The sequence below is a fragment of the Bacillus cereus group sp. N12 genome (genome assembly GCF_016483575.1).
In the GTDB taxonomy this organism is placed as follows: Bacteria; Bacillota; Bacilli; order Bacillales; family Bacillaceae_G; genus Bacillus_A; species Bacillus_A toyonensis.
The window spans coordinates 110983-126083 of the sequence record NZ_JAEHBO010000004.1 but is presented as its reverse complement, the minus strand read 5'-3'; the positions used below and the strand labels follow the sequence as shown (position 1 = coordinate 126083).

Genomic DNA, 15101 nt, shown 5'->3' with positions numbered 1-15101 from the left:
AAACTTAATATTGGGGGAGAGCGTCTATGGAACAATTAGTAAATGAGCTTATAGAAGCAAATGTTGGTCGCGTGTTAGTTAACGAGCCGTTAGCACGTTATACAACTATGAAGATAGGTGGACCAGCTGATATTTTAATTGTGCCAAAGCATGTTGCCGGTATTGAGAAAATATTGCAGTTAGTAAAGAAATATAAAATAAAGTGGACTGTAATTGGTCGAGGTTCAAACCTTCTTGTATCTGATAAAGGGATAGAAGGCGTTGTTATTCGTTTAGGAGAAGGATTAGACCACTTAGAGGTCGAAAAACATAGGGTAAGAGTTGGTGGCGGATATCCCCTTATTAAATTGTCAACATTACTTAGTCGCCAAGGGTTGGCTGGATTGGAATTTGCAAGTGGTATTCCAGGGAGTGTCGGTGGTGCAGTGTATATGAATGCTGGAGCACATAAATCAGACATATCAAACATATTGTCAAAGGCTCTAATTCTATTTGAAAACGGAACAATTGAATGGTTAACGAATAGAGGAATGGAGTTTTCATATCGTACATCTGTATTGCAAACGAAACGTCCTGGTATTGTTTTGGAGGCGGAGTTTCAATTACAGGTAGGAGAGCGTGAGGAAATCGTAAGAAACATGCAAAAGAATAAAGATTACCGCCGTGAAACACAACCGTGGAATCATCCTTGTGCTGGAAGTGTGTTTCGGAATCCAATCCCGTATTTTGCAGGAGATTTAGTAGAGAAAGCTGGGCTTCGTGGCTATCAAATAGGTGGAGCTCAAATTTCTGAAATGCATGGGAATTTTATTATTAATACTGGGGGAGCCTCAGCGCAAGATGTATTAGATTTGATTTCATTAATAAAGCATACAATTAAGGATAAATTTGGTGTAGAAATGCACACAGAAGTAGAAATCATTGGAAGATAACGGTTATTCATTCCGCTCATTATCATTTATGTTATAATAAGAAGATAAGAACGGCATGAGGAACATGCCGTTCTTTATGTTACATAGGGGGATCGTACATGAAAAATAGTAAAGTGATTAAACTACAAGATCGTGTACCAAAATTAAAAAATCAAAAGAAAAAAAACAAAAAAAATGTTAATCATCGGTTGATTTTATACATATCAATTTTATTTTTATTAGTACTCTTTTTAATTTATTTTCGGTCTCCGCTTAGTAATATAAAAAAGATAAGTGTGTATGGAAATCATTATATGACAGATGACCAAGTAATGAAGGAATCAGGTGTGACATATGATACAAGTTATTTCCGAGTGACAGCACATAAAGCGGAAGAAAATTTAACGAAACGAAAAGAAATTAAAGCAGTAAATGTAAAAAAGCGTTTTCCAAACAAAATTGATGTTCATATTAAAGAATATGTAACGATTGGTTATATAAACAAAGATGGAAAATTACAACCGTTATTAGAAAATGGGAAAACACTTGATGTACTCCCGAATGGAAAACTTCCTGTTGCAGCACCAATTTTTGAACCTTTTAAAGAGGAGAAAATGAAGGGACTAATTGCTGAACTAGAAAAGTTAACTCCGACTATTTTAAGGTCTATTTCTGAAATTCGTTATTCACCGACGAATGCGAATGAAGACCATCTTACTTTATATATGAATGAAGGATATGAAGTGAGCACTACGATTCAAAATTTCGCAAAGCGCATGGAAACTTATCCACTTATTTTAAAAACAATTGAGCCAGGTAAGAAGGTGTTAATTGACTTAGAAGTAGGTGCATATACGAAAGAGTTAGGTGTAGAAGAAAAAAAAGAATAGAACGGTAGTATTCACTGCATTAATATAGAAAAAAGAGAAACGAATGTTCTATCATATGCATATGAATTTACTAGAATGGTTCATTTGATGAAAAATATGTAAAAATTCTTAGATTCATACTAGGATTGGTACAAGTTTCACTTTTCTATGAGTACATCTTAGTGTAGACTTATACTTGGCGGTAATTTTTACACTTGAAATAAAATTATTTCAAGATAAGCAGTTCTTCACAGGTTACTGCGATATTCTTAAATGAATGTTAAATAAAAATAAGAAAAATATAGGGTTAAAAAAGGGAAACGTATAAAGACGTTGAATATTTTTCTTATAAATAGTAAAGTTGCGATTGTTGTTCCATATATTGAGTTGTATGGTATAAATAAAGAAGGAGGTGCCAAAGAATGAACAGCAATGAAATATATGTTAGTCTTGACATCGGTACATCCAATGTTAAAGTCATCATTGGTGAAATGGTTAATGACAGCTTAAACATTATTGGTGTTGGAAATGTAAAATCGAATGGTTTAAAGAAGGGATCGATAGTCGATATAGATGAGACTGTTCGATCAATTAAAAAAGCAATTGAACAAGCTGAGCGCATGGTGGGAATCCACATTGAGCAAGTTGTAGTAGGTGTCAATGCAAACCAGGTACAGCTACTTCCTTGTCATGGAGTAGTCGCTGTTTCAAATGAAGATCGTGAAATCGGGAATGAAGATGTCTTACGCGTTCTAGATGCAGCACAAGTTGTGTCAATTGCTCCAGAACGTGAGTTTATTGATGTGGTACCTCGACAGTTCATCGTAGACGGTCTTGACGAGATTAACGATCCACGTGGAATGATCGGTGTAAGATTAGAAATGGAAGGTACACTTATTACAGGATCGAGAACCTTACTACATAACTTACTTCGTTGTGTAGAAAAAGCAGGTCTTGAAATTGTTGATATTTGTCTTCAACCTTTAGCGGCTGCAACAGTTGCTATATCTTCGGATGAAAAAAATAGAGGAGTAGCCCTTGTTGATATGGGGGGAGGATCTACGACTTTATCTATTTTTAAAGATGGAGAGTTACAAGCGACAAGCGTATTACCATTAGGTGGAGACCATATAACGAAGGATATTGCGATTGGGTTGAAAACTTCAACAGAAAATGCAGATCAAATTAAGTTGAAATATGGACATGCTTTTTATGATACAGCATCGGAAGAAGAAATGTTTACGGTTCCTATTATGGGAAGCGATCAAACAGAACAATATTCTCAGTTGGAGTTATCGGATATTATCGAGGCTCGTGTAGAGGAAATTTTAATGTTTGTTCAAGATGAAGTACGTAAGTTAGGAGTAAAGCAAGTAGCTTCTGGGTATGTACTAACTGGTGGAATAGCTTCTATGCCAGGTGTTCTTGATCTTGCATATGATATTTTACATGAAAATGTTCGTGTAGCAACTCCTGACTATATTGGTGTGCGTGAGCCCCAATATACAAGTGGAGTTGGATTAATTAAACATTCATATCAAAAAGCTAAATTACGTGGGAAAAATGTGCAGGAAAAGCAAGAACATTTTGAACCAGTACCAGCACCAGCACCAATGCCGGTACAACAACAACCTGCGAAACAAAAAACCCGTAATCAAAACAATAATAATCAAAATGATGACCGTATGATGTCAAAAGTAAAACGTGTATTCCGTTATTTATGGGATTAAAATTGGACACGAAAAATGAGGTTCTAGGGGGATTTCGACATGTTAGAGTTTGATACTACTCAAGATCAATTAGCGAATATAAAAGTTATCGGTGTCGGCGGTGGCGGAAACAATGCTGTAAACCGTATGATTGAGCACGGTGTACAAGGTGTTGACTTTATCGCTGTGAATACTGATGCACAAGCGTTAAATCTATCAAAAGCTGAAACAAAAATGCAAATTGGTGGAAAATTAACGCGTGGACTTGGTGCAGGCGCAAACCCTGAAGTAGGGAAAAAAGCGGCAGAAGAAAGTAAAGAACAGATCCAAGAAGCACTTCGTGGTGCAGATATGGTATTCGTAACTGCTGGTATGGGCGGCGGAACTGGAACTGGTGCAGCTCCAGTTGTTGCTCAAGTTGCAAAAGAACTAGGTGCATTAACAGTTGGTGTTGTAACACGTCCATTTACGTTTGAAGGACGTAAGCGTGCAACACAAGCTGCATCTGGTATTGCGGCATTTAAAGAAAATGTAGATACACTTATTGTAATTCCAAACGATCGCTTATTAGAGATTGTTGATAAAAATACGCCAATGTTAGAAGCGTTCCGTGAAGCAGATAACGTATTACGTCAAGGTGTACAAGGTATTTCTGATTTAATTGCTACACCAGGTCTAATTAACTTAGACTTCGCAGACGTAAAAACAATTATGTCTAATAGAGGTTCTGCTTTAATGGGTATCGGTTCTGGTAATGGGGAAAATCGTGCTGCTGAAGCTGCGAAAAAAGCGATTTCTAGTCCATTACTAGAAACATCTATTGATGGAGCTCAAGGTGTTATTATGAATATTACGGGTGGAGCTAACTTAAGCTTATACGAAGTACAAGAAGCAGCAGACATTGTAGCTTCAGCTTCGGATCCAGAAGTAAATATGATCTTCGGTTCTGTTATTAATGAAGGATTAAAAGATGATATCATTGTAACTGTAATTGCAACTGGTTTTGATGATAGTATTGCAACTCAACCACCAAAACCAATGATTCGTCCGAATGCGAATCACACGCAACAACAGCAACAACCAGTAGCTCAGCCTTCAAAACAACGTGAAGTAAAACGTGAAATGAAGCGTGAAGAGCCGGTTGTACATGAGCGTCATTCAGATTCAGATGATATCGATATTCCAGCATTTTTACGTAACCGTCGTAGACGATAAAAAAAGGGGCATTCATGCTCCTTTTTTGTTTCTGAATGGAAAAGACCTGCTAAGCAGGTCTTTTTTTATTTTGTATATTTAAATTTATCTCGCATTAACTGCCCGTAAAAGCTCGGTTTATGTGGGTTAAAAGGAACCGATTCTACTGATTAAAATTGCGCGTTAAAGTTGTAGTACAGGATTTTTAATTTTCGTTACATATAGTTCAGCCCATCTGTCGGTAAAAAATAAAAACATATCATTCTATGAAACTATACTTTTATTTTTTACCGACAGATTATGTCTAGAAATCACAAAATAACAAAAAAACACCTCCGCAAATTGACACACTTTCCCATTGGATATGCATTATACTAGTCTCAACTTAAAAAAAGAGGTGAATTGTTTGGTTGTTTACGCCGACGTTGTTTGGTTGTTAAACGCCTGCATTGATTTTCTTTTACTTTTATTAACAGCTACCGTGTTAAAAAAGAAGATCAAAAGATGGAGGCTTGTGTTAGGGGCATTTATAGGTTCCACCATTGTTATTTTTGCCTTTACTCCTTTTGCTTCTATGATGACACATCCGATTATGAAACTACTGTACTCGTTACTTATTGTGTATACAGCCTTTGGGTTTACAACGTTTAGAAATTATACACAAACTGTTTTTACTTTTTACTTTGTCACTTTTATGGTTGGTGGAGGATTAATGGGAACTCATTTCTTTTTGCAAACGAATGAGATGGTAAATGGATTGGTTCGATCTCAATCGATTTCTTACGGTGATCCAATTAGTTGGTTGTTTGTTATTTTAGGTTTTCCAGTAATTTATTATTTTTCTAAAAAGCGTATTGAAAGCGTAGAAATCACGAAAATACACTATGACCAAATCGTGAAAGTGAAAATTCAATTAGCTGAAGAAGAATTGGAACTAGCAGGTTTAATTGACAGTGGGAATCAACTTTACGACCCGTTAACAAAAACACCCGTAATGATTATGCATATTTCATCATTAGAACATTGTTTGCCATCTTGGTTAACAGAACAAATTTATTCCAAAACAGAAATTCCTCAAATACCAGAAAAAGATTCTGGATGGGCGACAAAATTACGCTTAATTCCTTTCCGAGCAGTAGGAGTAGAGAGTCAATTTTTGTGGGCAATTAAGCCGGATAGTGTGCAAGTTGATCATGAAGGTAGTTCAATCGTTGTAAACAAAGTATTGATTGGGTTAAATACACAACAACTGTCTACCAATGGAGAGTATCAATGCATTGTACATCCAAAAATGTTGATTTCGCAAAAAATGGTAATTGCTTAATTATGAGAGGCGGGATAATATGATGAAATTAAAATTTTATTTAGTATACCTTTGGTATAAAGTATTGCTGAAACTAGGAATTAAGACCGATGAAATTTATTATATTGGTGGAAGTGAAGCGTTGCCACCGCCGTTAACGAAAGAAGAAGAAGAAGTTCTTTTGAATAAATTGCCAAAAGGCGATCAAGCGGCAAGGTCATTACTTATTGAACGCAACTTACGGCTAGTTGTATATATAGCAAGGAAATTTGAAAATACAGGGATAAATATTGAAGATTTAATCAGTATAGGAACAATTGGCCTTATTAAAGCGGTAAATACATTTAATCCAGAAAAGAAAATAAAATTAGCAACATATGCATCTCGTTGTATAGAAAATGAGATTTTAATGCATTTGCGCCGAAATAATAAAAATCGTTCGGAAGTGTCTTTTGATGAACCGCTTAACATTGATTGGGATGGGAATGAACTGTTGTTATCAGATGTATTAGGTACAGATGATGATATTATTACAAAAGATTTAGAGGCTACTGTAGATCGTCATCTTCTAATGAAAGCATTGCACCAATTAAATGATCGGGAAAAACAAATTATGGAGCTTCGATTTGGGCTTGCTGGAGAAGAGGAAAAGACGCAAAAAGATGTGGCGGATATGCTTGGGATTTCACAGTCATACATTTCACGTTTAGAAAAAAGAATCATAAAAAGGTTACGAAAAGAATTTAATAAAATGGTGTAAAGAATAAGACCAGCCTTTATGTAGGCTGGTCTTATTCTGTTTAGTTGTAGAAGAAGGGGGAATTAAAATGAAAAATGAAGAGAAAACCACATGCATAAAATCCCCTTCAAAGGAAATACTTTACACTGTACAGCAACTCCCGATAGGAGGGAACACTTTGACGAGAAACAAAGTAGAAATTTGCGGTGTTGATACAGCAAAACTTCCAGTACTAAAAAATGAAGAAATGCGTAAATTATTTCGTGAAATGCAAAGTGGAGAGATAAGCGCAAGAGAGAAATTAGTGAATGGAAACTTACGTCTTGTATTGAGCGTCATCCAAAGATTTAATAACAGAGGGGAATATGTTGACGATTTATTTCAAGTTGGTTGCATCGGACTTATGAAATCCATTGATAACTTTGATTTAGGCCAAAATGTAAAATTTTCAACGTATGCTGTGCCGATGATTATTGGAGAAATACGCAGATATTTGCGTGACAACAATCCGATTCGCGTATCTCGCTCGTTACGAGATATTGCGTATAAAGCGTTGCAAGTAAGAGAAAAATTGATCGCAGAAAATTCAAAAGAACCAACAGCAATGGATATTGCAAAAGTGCTAGAAGTGACTCACGAAGAGATTGTATTTGCTTTAGATGCGATTCAAGATCCAGTGTCATTATTTGAGCCGATTTATAACGATGGGGGAGATCCTATCTTTGTTATGGATCAATTAAGTGATGAAAAACAAAAGGACGAGCAGTGGGTTGAAGAGTTAGCGCTGAAAGAAGGCATGAAGCGTTTAAATGATCGTGAAAAGATGATTATTCGAAAACGGTTCTTTCAAGGAAAAACACAAATGGAAGTTGCAGAAGAAATCGGGATTTCTCAAGCTCAAGTATCACGCTTAGAGAAATCGGCTATTAAACAAATGAATAAAACGATTCAAGGATAAGGTCTCACCATTTATGGTGAGGTCTTTTTATATGTACTATAGTTTGCGTTCATAGCAATGAGGTCGTGTTCATATAATGAAAATAATATGAACCTTAGTAGCGGTTACTTCCTGTTAATATGAAATACAGTAGTCTGTGTACTTCCAATTCGCCATATAAGGGAGAGGATGAGAGTGATACGGATTTCAGAGTTACAGATGAAGGATGTTATAAATATTTCAGATGGGAAAAGGCTTGGAAATATTGGAGATATTGAGATTGATATCGATACAGGGAAGATTTGCTCTATTATTATTTCCAAACAGGCACGTATGCTTGGGATTTTTGGGAAAGACGTAGAAATTATAGTTCCTTGGGAGGAAGTTATGAAAATCGGGGAAGATGTCATACTTGTAAGAGTAAATCCTGTTAATTCTGTAACAGAATCAATACAAACACCGACAATTTCATAAAGAATATTACAAATTCCTCTTTTTTTTCTGTTGGTATTATGAAAAAATAAAAGTATGGTAAAATAGACAGGAAGTACCATGCTTTTTTCTGTTATTTTAATTAAAAAGGAGCCGCTTTATGAGAGAACCATTTAAATATGTGGACGGTATACTGTATTTACAAGCGTGGAAAGAACTTGGAAACATTACTGCTGGATTTACGACAAAAGATGGTGGGATAAGTACGGGCTCCTTTCATGCGATGAATTTAGGATTACATGTGAATGATATCGTGGAGAACGTTCATGAAAACAGACGCATTTTAGCAAATAAGTTACAAAAACCATTGGAAAACTGGATTTGCTCTGAACAAGTTCATGATCACCATGTTGAAAAAGTAGGACAACAAGAAAAGGGAAGTGGCGTCTATTCATATGAGGATGGCATTTCAAAAACAGATGGCATTTATACGACTAATAACGATGTTCTTTTAACGTCTTGTTACGCGGATTGTGTCCCACTCTATTTTTATGCACCATCACATGGTATGATAGGACTTGCGCATGCTGGGTGGAAAGGGACTGTAAAAGAGATTGCAAATGAAATGATTCAAAAATGGAGTGCAGAAGGGATTTCAAGTGATGAAATTCATGTTGCAATTGGACCGGCAATCGGATCTTGTTGTTATGTTGTTGATGATAGAGTGTTAACAGCGGCACAGCAAGTAGTAAACGGTTCTGTCCCATATAAAAAAATTTCTGATGGACAGTACGCAATTAATTTAAAAGAAATTAATCGTATATTATGTGTACAAGCAGGCATAAAAGAAGAGCATATTGTAATGTCATCTCTTTGTACAAGCTGTGAAGAACAACTATTTTTCTCTCATCGTCGTGATCAAGGGAAGACAGGGAGAATGTTGAGTTTCATAGGTTTTAAGGAGGAAGAAAACAAGTGACAGTACAAGAAAATTTAATAATTGTAAACGAAGCTATTAAAGAATCTTGCACACGAGCTGGACGTTCGTTGCAAGATATTAAACTTGTTGCAGTTACAAAAACTGTAGGGATTGAAAAAACAAACGAAGTAATGGAAGCTGGAATTATCGATTTAGGTGAAAATAGAAATGAAGGTTTCTTACAGAAATACGAGCATTTTGGCTCAAAAGTTAATTGGCACTTTATTGGCTCATTACAAACGAGAAAAGTAAAAGAAATCATTAATGAAATTGATTATTTACATTCGTTAGATCGTCTTTCTCTGGCGAAAGAAATTCAGAAACGTGCTGATAAGATAGTGAAATGCTTTATTCAAGTGAAAACCTCATCTGAAGAATCAAAGCAAGGATTGGCAATAGAAGAAACAGTTTCTTTTATTCAAAGTTTGCAAGAATTGGATAAGATTGAAGTGGTTGGACTAATGACGATGGCGCCATTTACAGAAGAAGAGGAAGAAGTTCGTCGCTGCTTTAAGGACTTGCGCAAGCTACAAATAGAGGTGCAGGAGCTAAATCTATTACATGCGCCATGTAAAGAATTATCAATGGGAATGTCCAATGATTACACGATTGCAATTGAAGAAGGTGCTACATATATTCGTTTGGGAACGATTTTAGTAGGAAAAGCGTAAAAGGAAGGAGAATCTTATTATGAGTTGGTCAAAAGTAAAATACTTCTTTTTTGATACACCAGAAGAAAGAGAAGCAGCTCAATATAGCTATGAAAAGGAGCAAACGGACATGAAGAAGCAGCAAGATCCGCCGGAACAACAAGATGTTACGTTTCCGAAAGCACAACCGAAACAAAATGTTGTGAGTATTGAAACGGCAAAGCAATCTTCAAAAGTTGTTTTATTAGAACCACGCACGTATTCGGAAGCGCAAGGTATTGCGGACCATTTGAAAGGTAGACGAGCTGTTGTAATTAATTTGCAAAGAATGTCTACTGATCAAGCAGTACGTATCGTTGACTTTTTAAGTGGTACTGTATACGCTATAGGCGGGGACATTCAAAAAATAGGACCGAAAACATTTATGTGTACACCTGAAAATGTAGATATTGTTGGTGCAATTTCAGAATTATTCGGCGAAGAAGAAGAAACAAATATAAAGAGGTGGTAATACGCCATGACAACCGTTTTAAATGTTTTACTTACTGCTATCGAGATTTACTCGTGGGCACTTATCATTTACATCCTCCTATCATGGTTTCCTGGTGCAAAGGAATCAACTTTTGGAGATTTTCTTGCACGTATTTGTGAACCGTATTTAGAACCATTTCGCAGATTTATTCCGCCGTTTGGTATGATTGATATCTCTCCACTCGTTGCGATTTTTGCGTTAAAACTTGCTAAAAGTGGTTTGTTCAGTTTGTTCAGCTATTTCTTGTAATAAGAGGCTAAATACATGAGCATTTACGAACATTTCAGACCTGATGAAGAGGTCTTTGTAGATAAAGTGCTAGAGTGGAAGCGAGCAGCAGAGTACCATCAAGTGAAACTAACAGATTTCCTTGATCCAAGACAGCAACAAATTGTTTCTATGGTAATTGGACAAGGAGATGTTGCTGTGCAATTTGATGGTGCAACGCCTTACGCAGAGCGTAGAAGAGCACTTATTTATCCAGACTATCTAGAATTAAATGAAGAAGAATTTCAAGTAGAAGTATTAGAAATTGACTATCCTTCCAAGTTTTATACGCTAGAACATAGGCAAATATTAGGTACATTTATGTCACTTGGTTTAACGAGAGAAAAATGTGGTGATATTTTGCTTCAAGAAAATCGTGCCCAAATTGTAGTTGCGAAAGAAATCGTATCTTACATTGAGATGAACTTACAAGCAATAGGGAAAGTAAAAGTCTCCTTATCAGCAGTACAAGGAGAACAAATTCTACAGACTCATGAAACGTGGGGAGAGAAATCTGGAACGGTTTCTTCACTTCGCTTAGATGTTATGTTGGCTGAAATGTTACATATATCCAGACAGAAAGTGCAACCTTTCATAAAAAATGGTTTAGTAAAAGTCAATTGGAAAACAGTAGAGCAAACTTCTTATGAATGTTATCCAGGAGATGTGTTTTCGGTGAGAGGATATGGGCGAAGTAAATTGTTTTCTGTAGAAGGTAGAACAAAACGCGACAAATGGAGAATTTTGTATGGTATACTAAAATGATTGGTTTTTTAGAAGGAAATCCTCCTATTTTGTCGAAGAAAAGATATAATTGAAAGAGGAAATTTAGATAACTACTTGGAGGTGGCGTTGTGCCGTTAACACCATTAGATATTCATAACAAAGAATTTGGTCGCGGATTCCGTGGCTATGATGAAGATCAAGTAAATGAGTTTCTTGATCAAATTATCAAAGATTATGAATTAGTCATTCGTGAGAAAAAAGCTTTAGAAGAAAAAGTTGCGCAATTAGAAGGAAAGTTAGATCATTTTTCTAACATTGAAGATACGTTAAACAAATCTATCGTTGTTGCACAAGAAGCAGCGGAAGAAGTAAAACGTAATGCGCAAAAAGAAGCGAAATTAATCGTACGTGAAGCTGAAAAAAATGCAGATCGTATCATTAACGAAGCTTTAGTAAAATCAAGAAAAGTTGCTTTTGATATTGAAGAGCTAAAGAAACAAGCGAAAGTATTCCGAACTCGTTTCCGTATGTTATTAGAGACACAGCTTGAAATGCTAAACAACGATGATTGGGATAAACTAATTGAGTTAGAAGACGAAGTAGATGAGCTGTTGAAAAAAGAAGAAACAGTGTAAGCTTGACGTTTTTCTCATTATTACATATAATTTTAAACAACATATTTATTAAGAAAAACGAAGATAGGGATAAGTACCTTTTCAAACCTTATATAGCGAACTGAGGATGGTGTAAGCTCAGGATAAGGAGATTAGTGGGAATATCACCCTGGAGTTCCGCGCTGAACAAATAGAGTAAGCGTAGGCGTGTATTCGCGTTAAGAATATAAAGAGGGTTTTATACATATGTATAGAATCTACTAGGGTGGTACCGCGGGAGACTTTCTCGTCCCTTTTTGGGATGAGAAGGTCTCTTTTTTATTCCGTTTTTTAAGTATTTCTTTTATACATGTAAGGAGGAATTGAGCATGGAGTACAAAAATACATTACTGATGCCAAAAACAGAGTTCCCAATGCGTGGGAATTTACCAAAACGTGAGCCTGCAATGCAAGAAAAATGGGCTGAAATGAATATTTATGAAAAAGTACAAGAACATACAAAAGGCCGTCCTTTATTTGTGTTGCATGATGGACCTCCATATGCGAATGGTGACATTCATATGGGACATGCATTAAATAAAGTGTTAAAAGACTTTATTGTTCGCTATAAGTCAATGACTGGTTTCAGTGCACCATATGTTCCAGGTTGGGATACGCACGGTTTACCAATCGAACAAGCGTTAACGAATAAAGGTGTAAAACGTAAAGAGATGACAGTTGCTGAGTTCCGTAAGTTATGTGCAGAGTATGCATATGAACAAGTAGAACGTCAACGTGAACAATTTAAGCGCCTAGGTGTACGTGCAGATTGGGATAATCCATATATTACTTTAGAGCCAGCTTATGAAGCACAACAAATTAAAGTGTTTGGTGATATGGCGAAAAAAGGTTACATCTATAAAGGGCAAAAACCAGTTTACTGGTCTCCAACAAGTGAGTCTGCTTTAGCAGAAGCTGAAATTGAATACCAAGATAAAAAATCAGCATCTATTTATGTAGCGTTTCCTGTAAAAGACGGAAAGAACGTATTAGAAGGTGATGAGAAATTTATCATTTGGACAACAACTCCTTGGACATTACCTGCAAACTTAGGTATTTCTGTTCATCCAGAGCTTGAATATAGCATTGTAAAAGTAAATGACGAGAAATATATTATCGCTTCTGAATTATTTGAGACAGTTGCAAAAATGTTAGAGTGGGAAAATGCTGAAGTTGTGAAAACGGTAAAAGGTAGCGAACTTGAGTATACAGTTGCAAAACACCCATTCTACGAGCGTGATTCATTAGTTATGCTAGGAGATCACGTAACAACAGATGCAGGTACAGGTTGTGTTCATACAGCACCAGGACATGGGGAAGATGACTTCGTTGTTGGTAAAAAGTATGGATTAGAAGTACTTTGCCCAGTTGATGATAAAGGTGTATTAACAAATGAAGCACCTGGATTTGAAGGCTTATTCTATGATAAAGCTAACAAGCCAATTACAGAAAAATTAGAAGAAGTAGGCGCGTTACTGAAACTAACATTCATTACGCATTCATACCCACATGATTGGAGAACGAAAAAACCAATTATTTTCCGTGCGACAGCACAGTGGTTTGCATCTATTGAAGCATTCCGTAAAGAGTTATTAGAAGCTGTTGCGGAAACGAAATGGGTACCAGCATGGGGCGAAACTCGTCTTCATAACATGGTTCGTGACCGTGGTGACTGGTGTATTTCTCGTCAGCGTGCATGGGGTGTGCCAATTCCTGTATTCTATGCTGAGAATGGTGATCCAATTATTACAGATGAAACAATTAACCATGTAGCAGATTTATTCCGTGAACACGGTTCTAACGTATGGTTTGAGCGTGAAGCGAAAGATCTATTACCAGAAGGATTTACACATCCAGGTAGCCCAAATGGTGAATTCCGTAAAGAAACAGATATCATGGATGTATGGTTCGACTCAGGTTCATCTCACCAAGCGGTATTAGAAGAGCGCGATGACTTACAACGTCCAGCTGATTTATATTTAGAAGGATCTGACCAATATCGTGGTTGGTTTAACTCTTCATTATCAACAGCAGTTGCTGTAACAGGTAAAGCTCCATATAAAGGCGTACTAAGCCATGGTTTCGTACTAGATGGTGAAGGACGTAAAATGAGTAAGTCGATTGGAAACATCGTCGTACCGAAGAAAATTATGGATCAATTAGGCGGAGATATTTTACGTTTATGGGTATCATCTGTTGACTATCAATCTGACGTACGTATTTCAGATGATATTTTAAAACAAGTAGCAGAAGTGTATCGTAAAATCCGTAACACATTCCGTTTCTTATTAGGCAACTTAGATGACTTTAAGCCAAGTGAAAACACAGTAGCGGTAGCTGAACTTCGTGAAGTAGATCGTTACATGTTAGTGAAGTTAAATGACTTAATTACAAAAGTAAAAGAAGCATATGAAACATATGACTTTGCTGCTGTATATCATGCTATTCACAACTTCTGTACAATTGATCTAAGTTCATTCTACTTAGACTTTGCAAAAGACATTTTATACATTGAAGGTGCAAATCACGCGGATCGTCGTGCAATTCAAACTGTATTATATGACGTTCTTGTTGCATTAACGAAACTTGTAACACCAATCCTACCTCATACAGCTGATGAAGTATGGCCATATGTTCCAGGTGTAACAGAAGAAAGCGTACAGTTAACTAACATGCCAGAAGCTACAGAAGTAGAGGGTTCGGAAGTGTTAAAAGCGAAATGGGATGCATTTATGACATTACGTGATGACGTATTAAAAGCGTTAGAAGTAGCTCGTAATGAGAAAGTAATTGGTAAGTCATTAAATGCGAGCATTACTCTTTATCCAACTGCAGAAATGAAAGTAATGTTAGAGTCTATTAGCGAAGACTTGAAGCAATTATTCATCGTTTCTGAATATAAACTTGGTGGTATGATGGAAGAAGCTCCAGCAGATGCGCCTAAGTATGAGCATACAGCGGTTGTCGTTTCTCAAGCAACTGGTGAAACATGCGAACGTTGTTGGGTAGTTTCAGAAACAATTGGTAAAGATGCTGAACATGAAACATTATGTGAGCGTTGTGCATCAGTTGTTAAAGAAAACTATGTAAAATAATAAAAAACTGACTGCTATTGATGCAGTCAGTTTTTTTATTGATGGTATATCGAAATAACTTTCAGGCTCTTTCCTGTGAAGGAAAAATGTGTGTGAGGTAAGCAA

At 36.3% G+C, this 15101-nt stretch carries 15 protein-coding genes and 1 other annotated feature; all 15 genes read left to right on the top strand.

Annotated elements, in window-relative coordinates:
- Positions 1-26: 26 nt before the first annotated feature.
- Positions 27-932, top strand: coding sequence for a UDP-N-acetylmuramate dehydrogenase (gene murB / locus JDS92_RS03815; protein WP_000437053.1), 906 nt, complete (start codon positions 27-29; stop codon positions 930-932).
- A gap of 98 nt (positions 933-1030) precedes the next feature.
- Complete coding sequence (gene divIB / locus JDS92_RS03810) at positions 1031-1801, top strand: cell division protein DivIB (RefSeq protein ID WP_000798216.1); 771 nt, start codon at positions 1031-1033, stop codon at positions 1799-1801.
- A 401-nt stretch (positions 1802-2202) separates the two neighbouring features.
- Positions 2203-3510: a cell division protein FtsA gene (gene ftsA, locus JDS92_RS03805; RefSeq protein WP_001087556.1), complete on the top strand. Its 1308-nt coding sequence runs from the start codon at positions 2203-2205 to the stop codon at positions 3508-3510.
- Positions 3511-3549: 39 nt separating this feature from the next.
- Entirely contained in the window at positions 3550-4704 is a 1155-nt protein-coding gene (gene ftsZ / locus JDS92_RS03800; RefSeq protein ID WP_000888977.1) for a cell division protein FtsZ, read from the top strand.
- Between the two features lie 385 nt (positions 4705-5089).
- Positions 5090-6007: a sigma-E processing peptidase SpoIIGA gene (spoIIGA, locus tag JDS92_RS03795; protein WP_199631522.1), complete on the top strand. Its 918-nt coding sequence runs from the start codon at positions 5090-5092 to the stop codon at positions 6005-6007.
- A 19-nt stretch (positions 6008-6026) separates the two neighbouring features.
- Positions 6027-6746: an RNA polymerase sporulation sigma factor SigE gene (gene sigE, locus JDS92_RS03790; protein ID WP_000976947.1), complete on the top strand. Its 720-nt coding sequence runs from the start codon at positions 6027-6029 to the stop codon at positions 6744-6746.
- Positions 6747-6903: 157 nt separating this feature from the next.
- Positions 6904-7683 carry an RNA polymerase sporulation sigma factor SigG gene (sigG, locus tag JDS92_RS03785; RefSeq protein WP_000197755.1) on the top strand — a complete coding sequence of 260 codons (780 nt, stop codon included), beginning with the start codon at positions 6904-6906 and terminating at the stop codon, positions 7681-7683.
- A gap of 168 nt (positions 7684-7851) precedes the next feature.
- Positions 7852-8136: a YlmC/YmxH family sporulation protein gene (locus tag JDS92_RS03780; protein WP_033660757.1), complete on the top strand. Its 285-nt coding sequence runs from the start codon at positions 7852-7854 to the stop codon at positions 8134-8136.
- Positions 8137-8254: 118 nt separating this feature from the next.
- Positions 8255-9073, top strand: a complete 819-nt coding sequence (pgeF, locus tag JDS92_RS03775; protein ID WP_001209013.1) for a peptidoglycan editing factor PgeF — start codon at positions 8255-8257, stop codon at positions 9071-9073.
- Complete coding sequence (locus tag JDS92_RS03770; protein WP_199631521.1) at positions 9070-9744, top strand: YggS family pyridoxal phosphate-dependent enzyme; 675 nt, start codon at positions 9070-9072, stop codon at positions 9742-9744. Before pgeF ends, JDS92_RS03770 begins: the two co-directional genes overlap by 4 nt.
- Positions 9745-9763: 19 nt before the next feature.
- Complete coding sequence (locus JDS92_RS03765) at positions 9764-10234, top strand: cell division protein SepF (RefSeq protein WP_199631520.1); 471 nt, start codon at positions 9764-9766, stop codon at positions 10232-10234.
- Between the two features lie 6 nt (positions 10235-10240).
- Positions 10241-10504, top strand: coding sequence for a YggT family protein (locus tag JDS92_RS03760; protein ID WP_000214326.1), 264 nt, complete (start codon positions 10241-10243; stop codon positions 10502-10504).
- A 15-nt stretch (positions 10505-10519) separates the two neighbouring features.
- On the top strand, positions 10520-11287 hold the full coding sequence (locus JDS92_RS03755; RefSeq protein WP_000029703.1) for a YlmH family RNA-binding protein: 768 nt from the start codon (positions 10520-10522) through the stop codon (positions 11285-11287).
- 89 nt (positions 11288-11376) lie between these two features.
- A complete protein-coding gene (gene divIVA, locus JDS92_RS03750; protein ID WP_001131611.1) occupies positions 11377-11883 on the top strand; it encodes a septum site-determining protein DivIVA in 507 nt (168 codons plus the stop codon).
- Positions 11884-11934: 51 nt separating this feature from the next.
- Positions 11935-12159: a binding site (T-box leader), on the top strand.
- Positions 12160-12230: 71 nt separating this feature from the next.
- Positions 12231-14996: an isoleucine--tRNA ligase gene (ileS2, locus tag JDS92_RS03745; RefSeq protein ID WP_199631519.1), complete on the top strand. Its 2766-nt coding sequence runs from the start codon at positions 12231-12233 to the stop codon at positions 14994-14996.
- Positions 14997-15101 lie beyond the last annotated feature (105 nt).

Bases quoted from the DNA above. Each gene is read 5' to 3' on its own strand.
- ftsZ (WP_000888977.1), top strand. From the start codon at position 3,550: ATGTTAGAGTTTGATACTACTCAAGATCAATTAGCGAATATAAAAGTT.
- JDS92_RS03760 (WP_000214326.1), top strand. From the start codon at position 10,241: ATGACAACCGTTTTAAATGTTTTACTTACTGCTATCGAGATTTACTCG.
- ftsA (WP_001087556.1), top strand. From the start codon at position 2,203: ATGAACAGCAATGAAATATATGTTAGTCTTGACATCGGTACATCCAAT.
- JDS92_RS03765 (WP_199631520.1), top strand. From the start codon at position 9,764: ATGAGTTGGTCAAAAGTAAAATACTTCTTTTTTGATACACCAGAAGAA.
- JDS92_RS03780 (WP_033660757.1), top strand. From the start codon at position 7,852: ATGAGAGTGATACGGATTTCAGAGTTACAGATGAAGGATGTTATAAAT.
- murB (WP_000437053.1), top strand. From the start codon at position 27: ATGGAACAATTAGTAAATGAGCTTATAGAAGCAAATGTTGGTCGCGTG.
- pgeF (WP_001209013.1), top strand. From the start codon at position 8,255: ATGAGAGAACCATTTAAATATGTGGACGGTATACTGTATTTACAAGCG.
- divIB (WP_000798216.1), top strand. From the start codon at position 1,031: ATGAAAAATAGTAAAGTGATTAAACTACAAGATCGTGTACCAAAATTA.
- sigE (WP_000976947.1), top strand. From the start codon at position 6,027: ATGATGAAATTAAAATTTTATTTAGTATACCTTTGGTATAAAGTATTG.
- JDS92_RS03755 (WP_000029703.1), top strand. From the start codon at position 10,520: ATGAGCATTTACGAACATTTCAGACCTGATGAAGAGGTCTTTGTAGAT.
- ileS2 (WP_199631519.1), top strand. From the start codon at position 12,231: ATGGAGTACAAAAATACATTACTGATGCCAAAAACAGAGTTCCCAATG.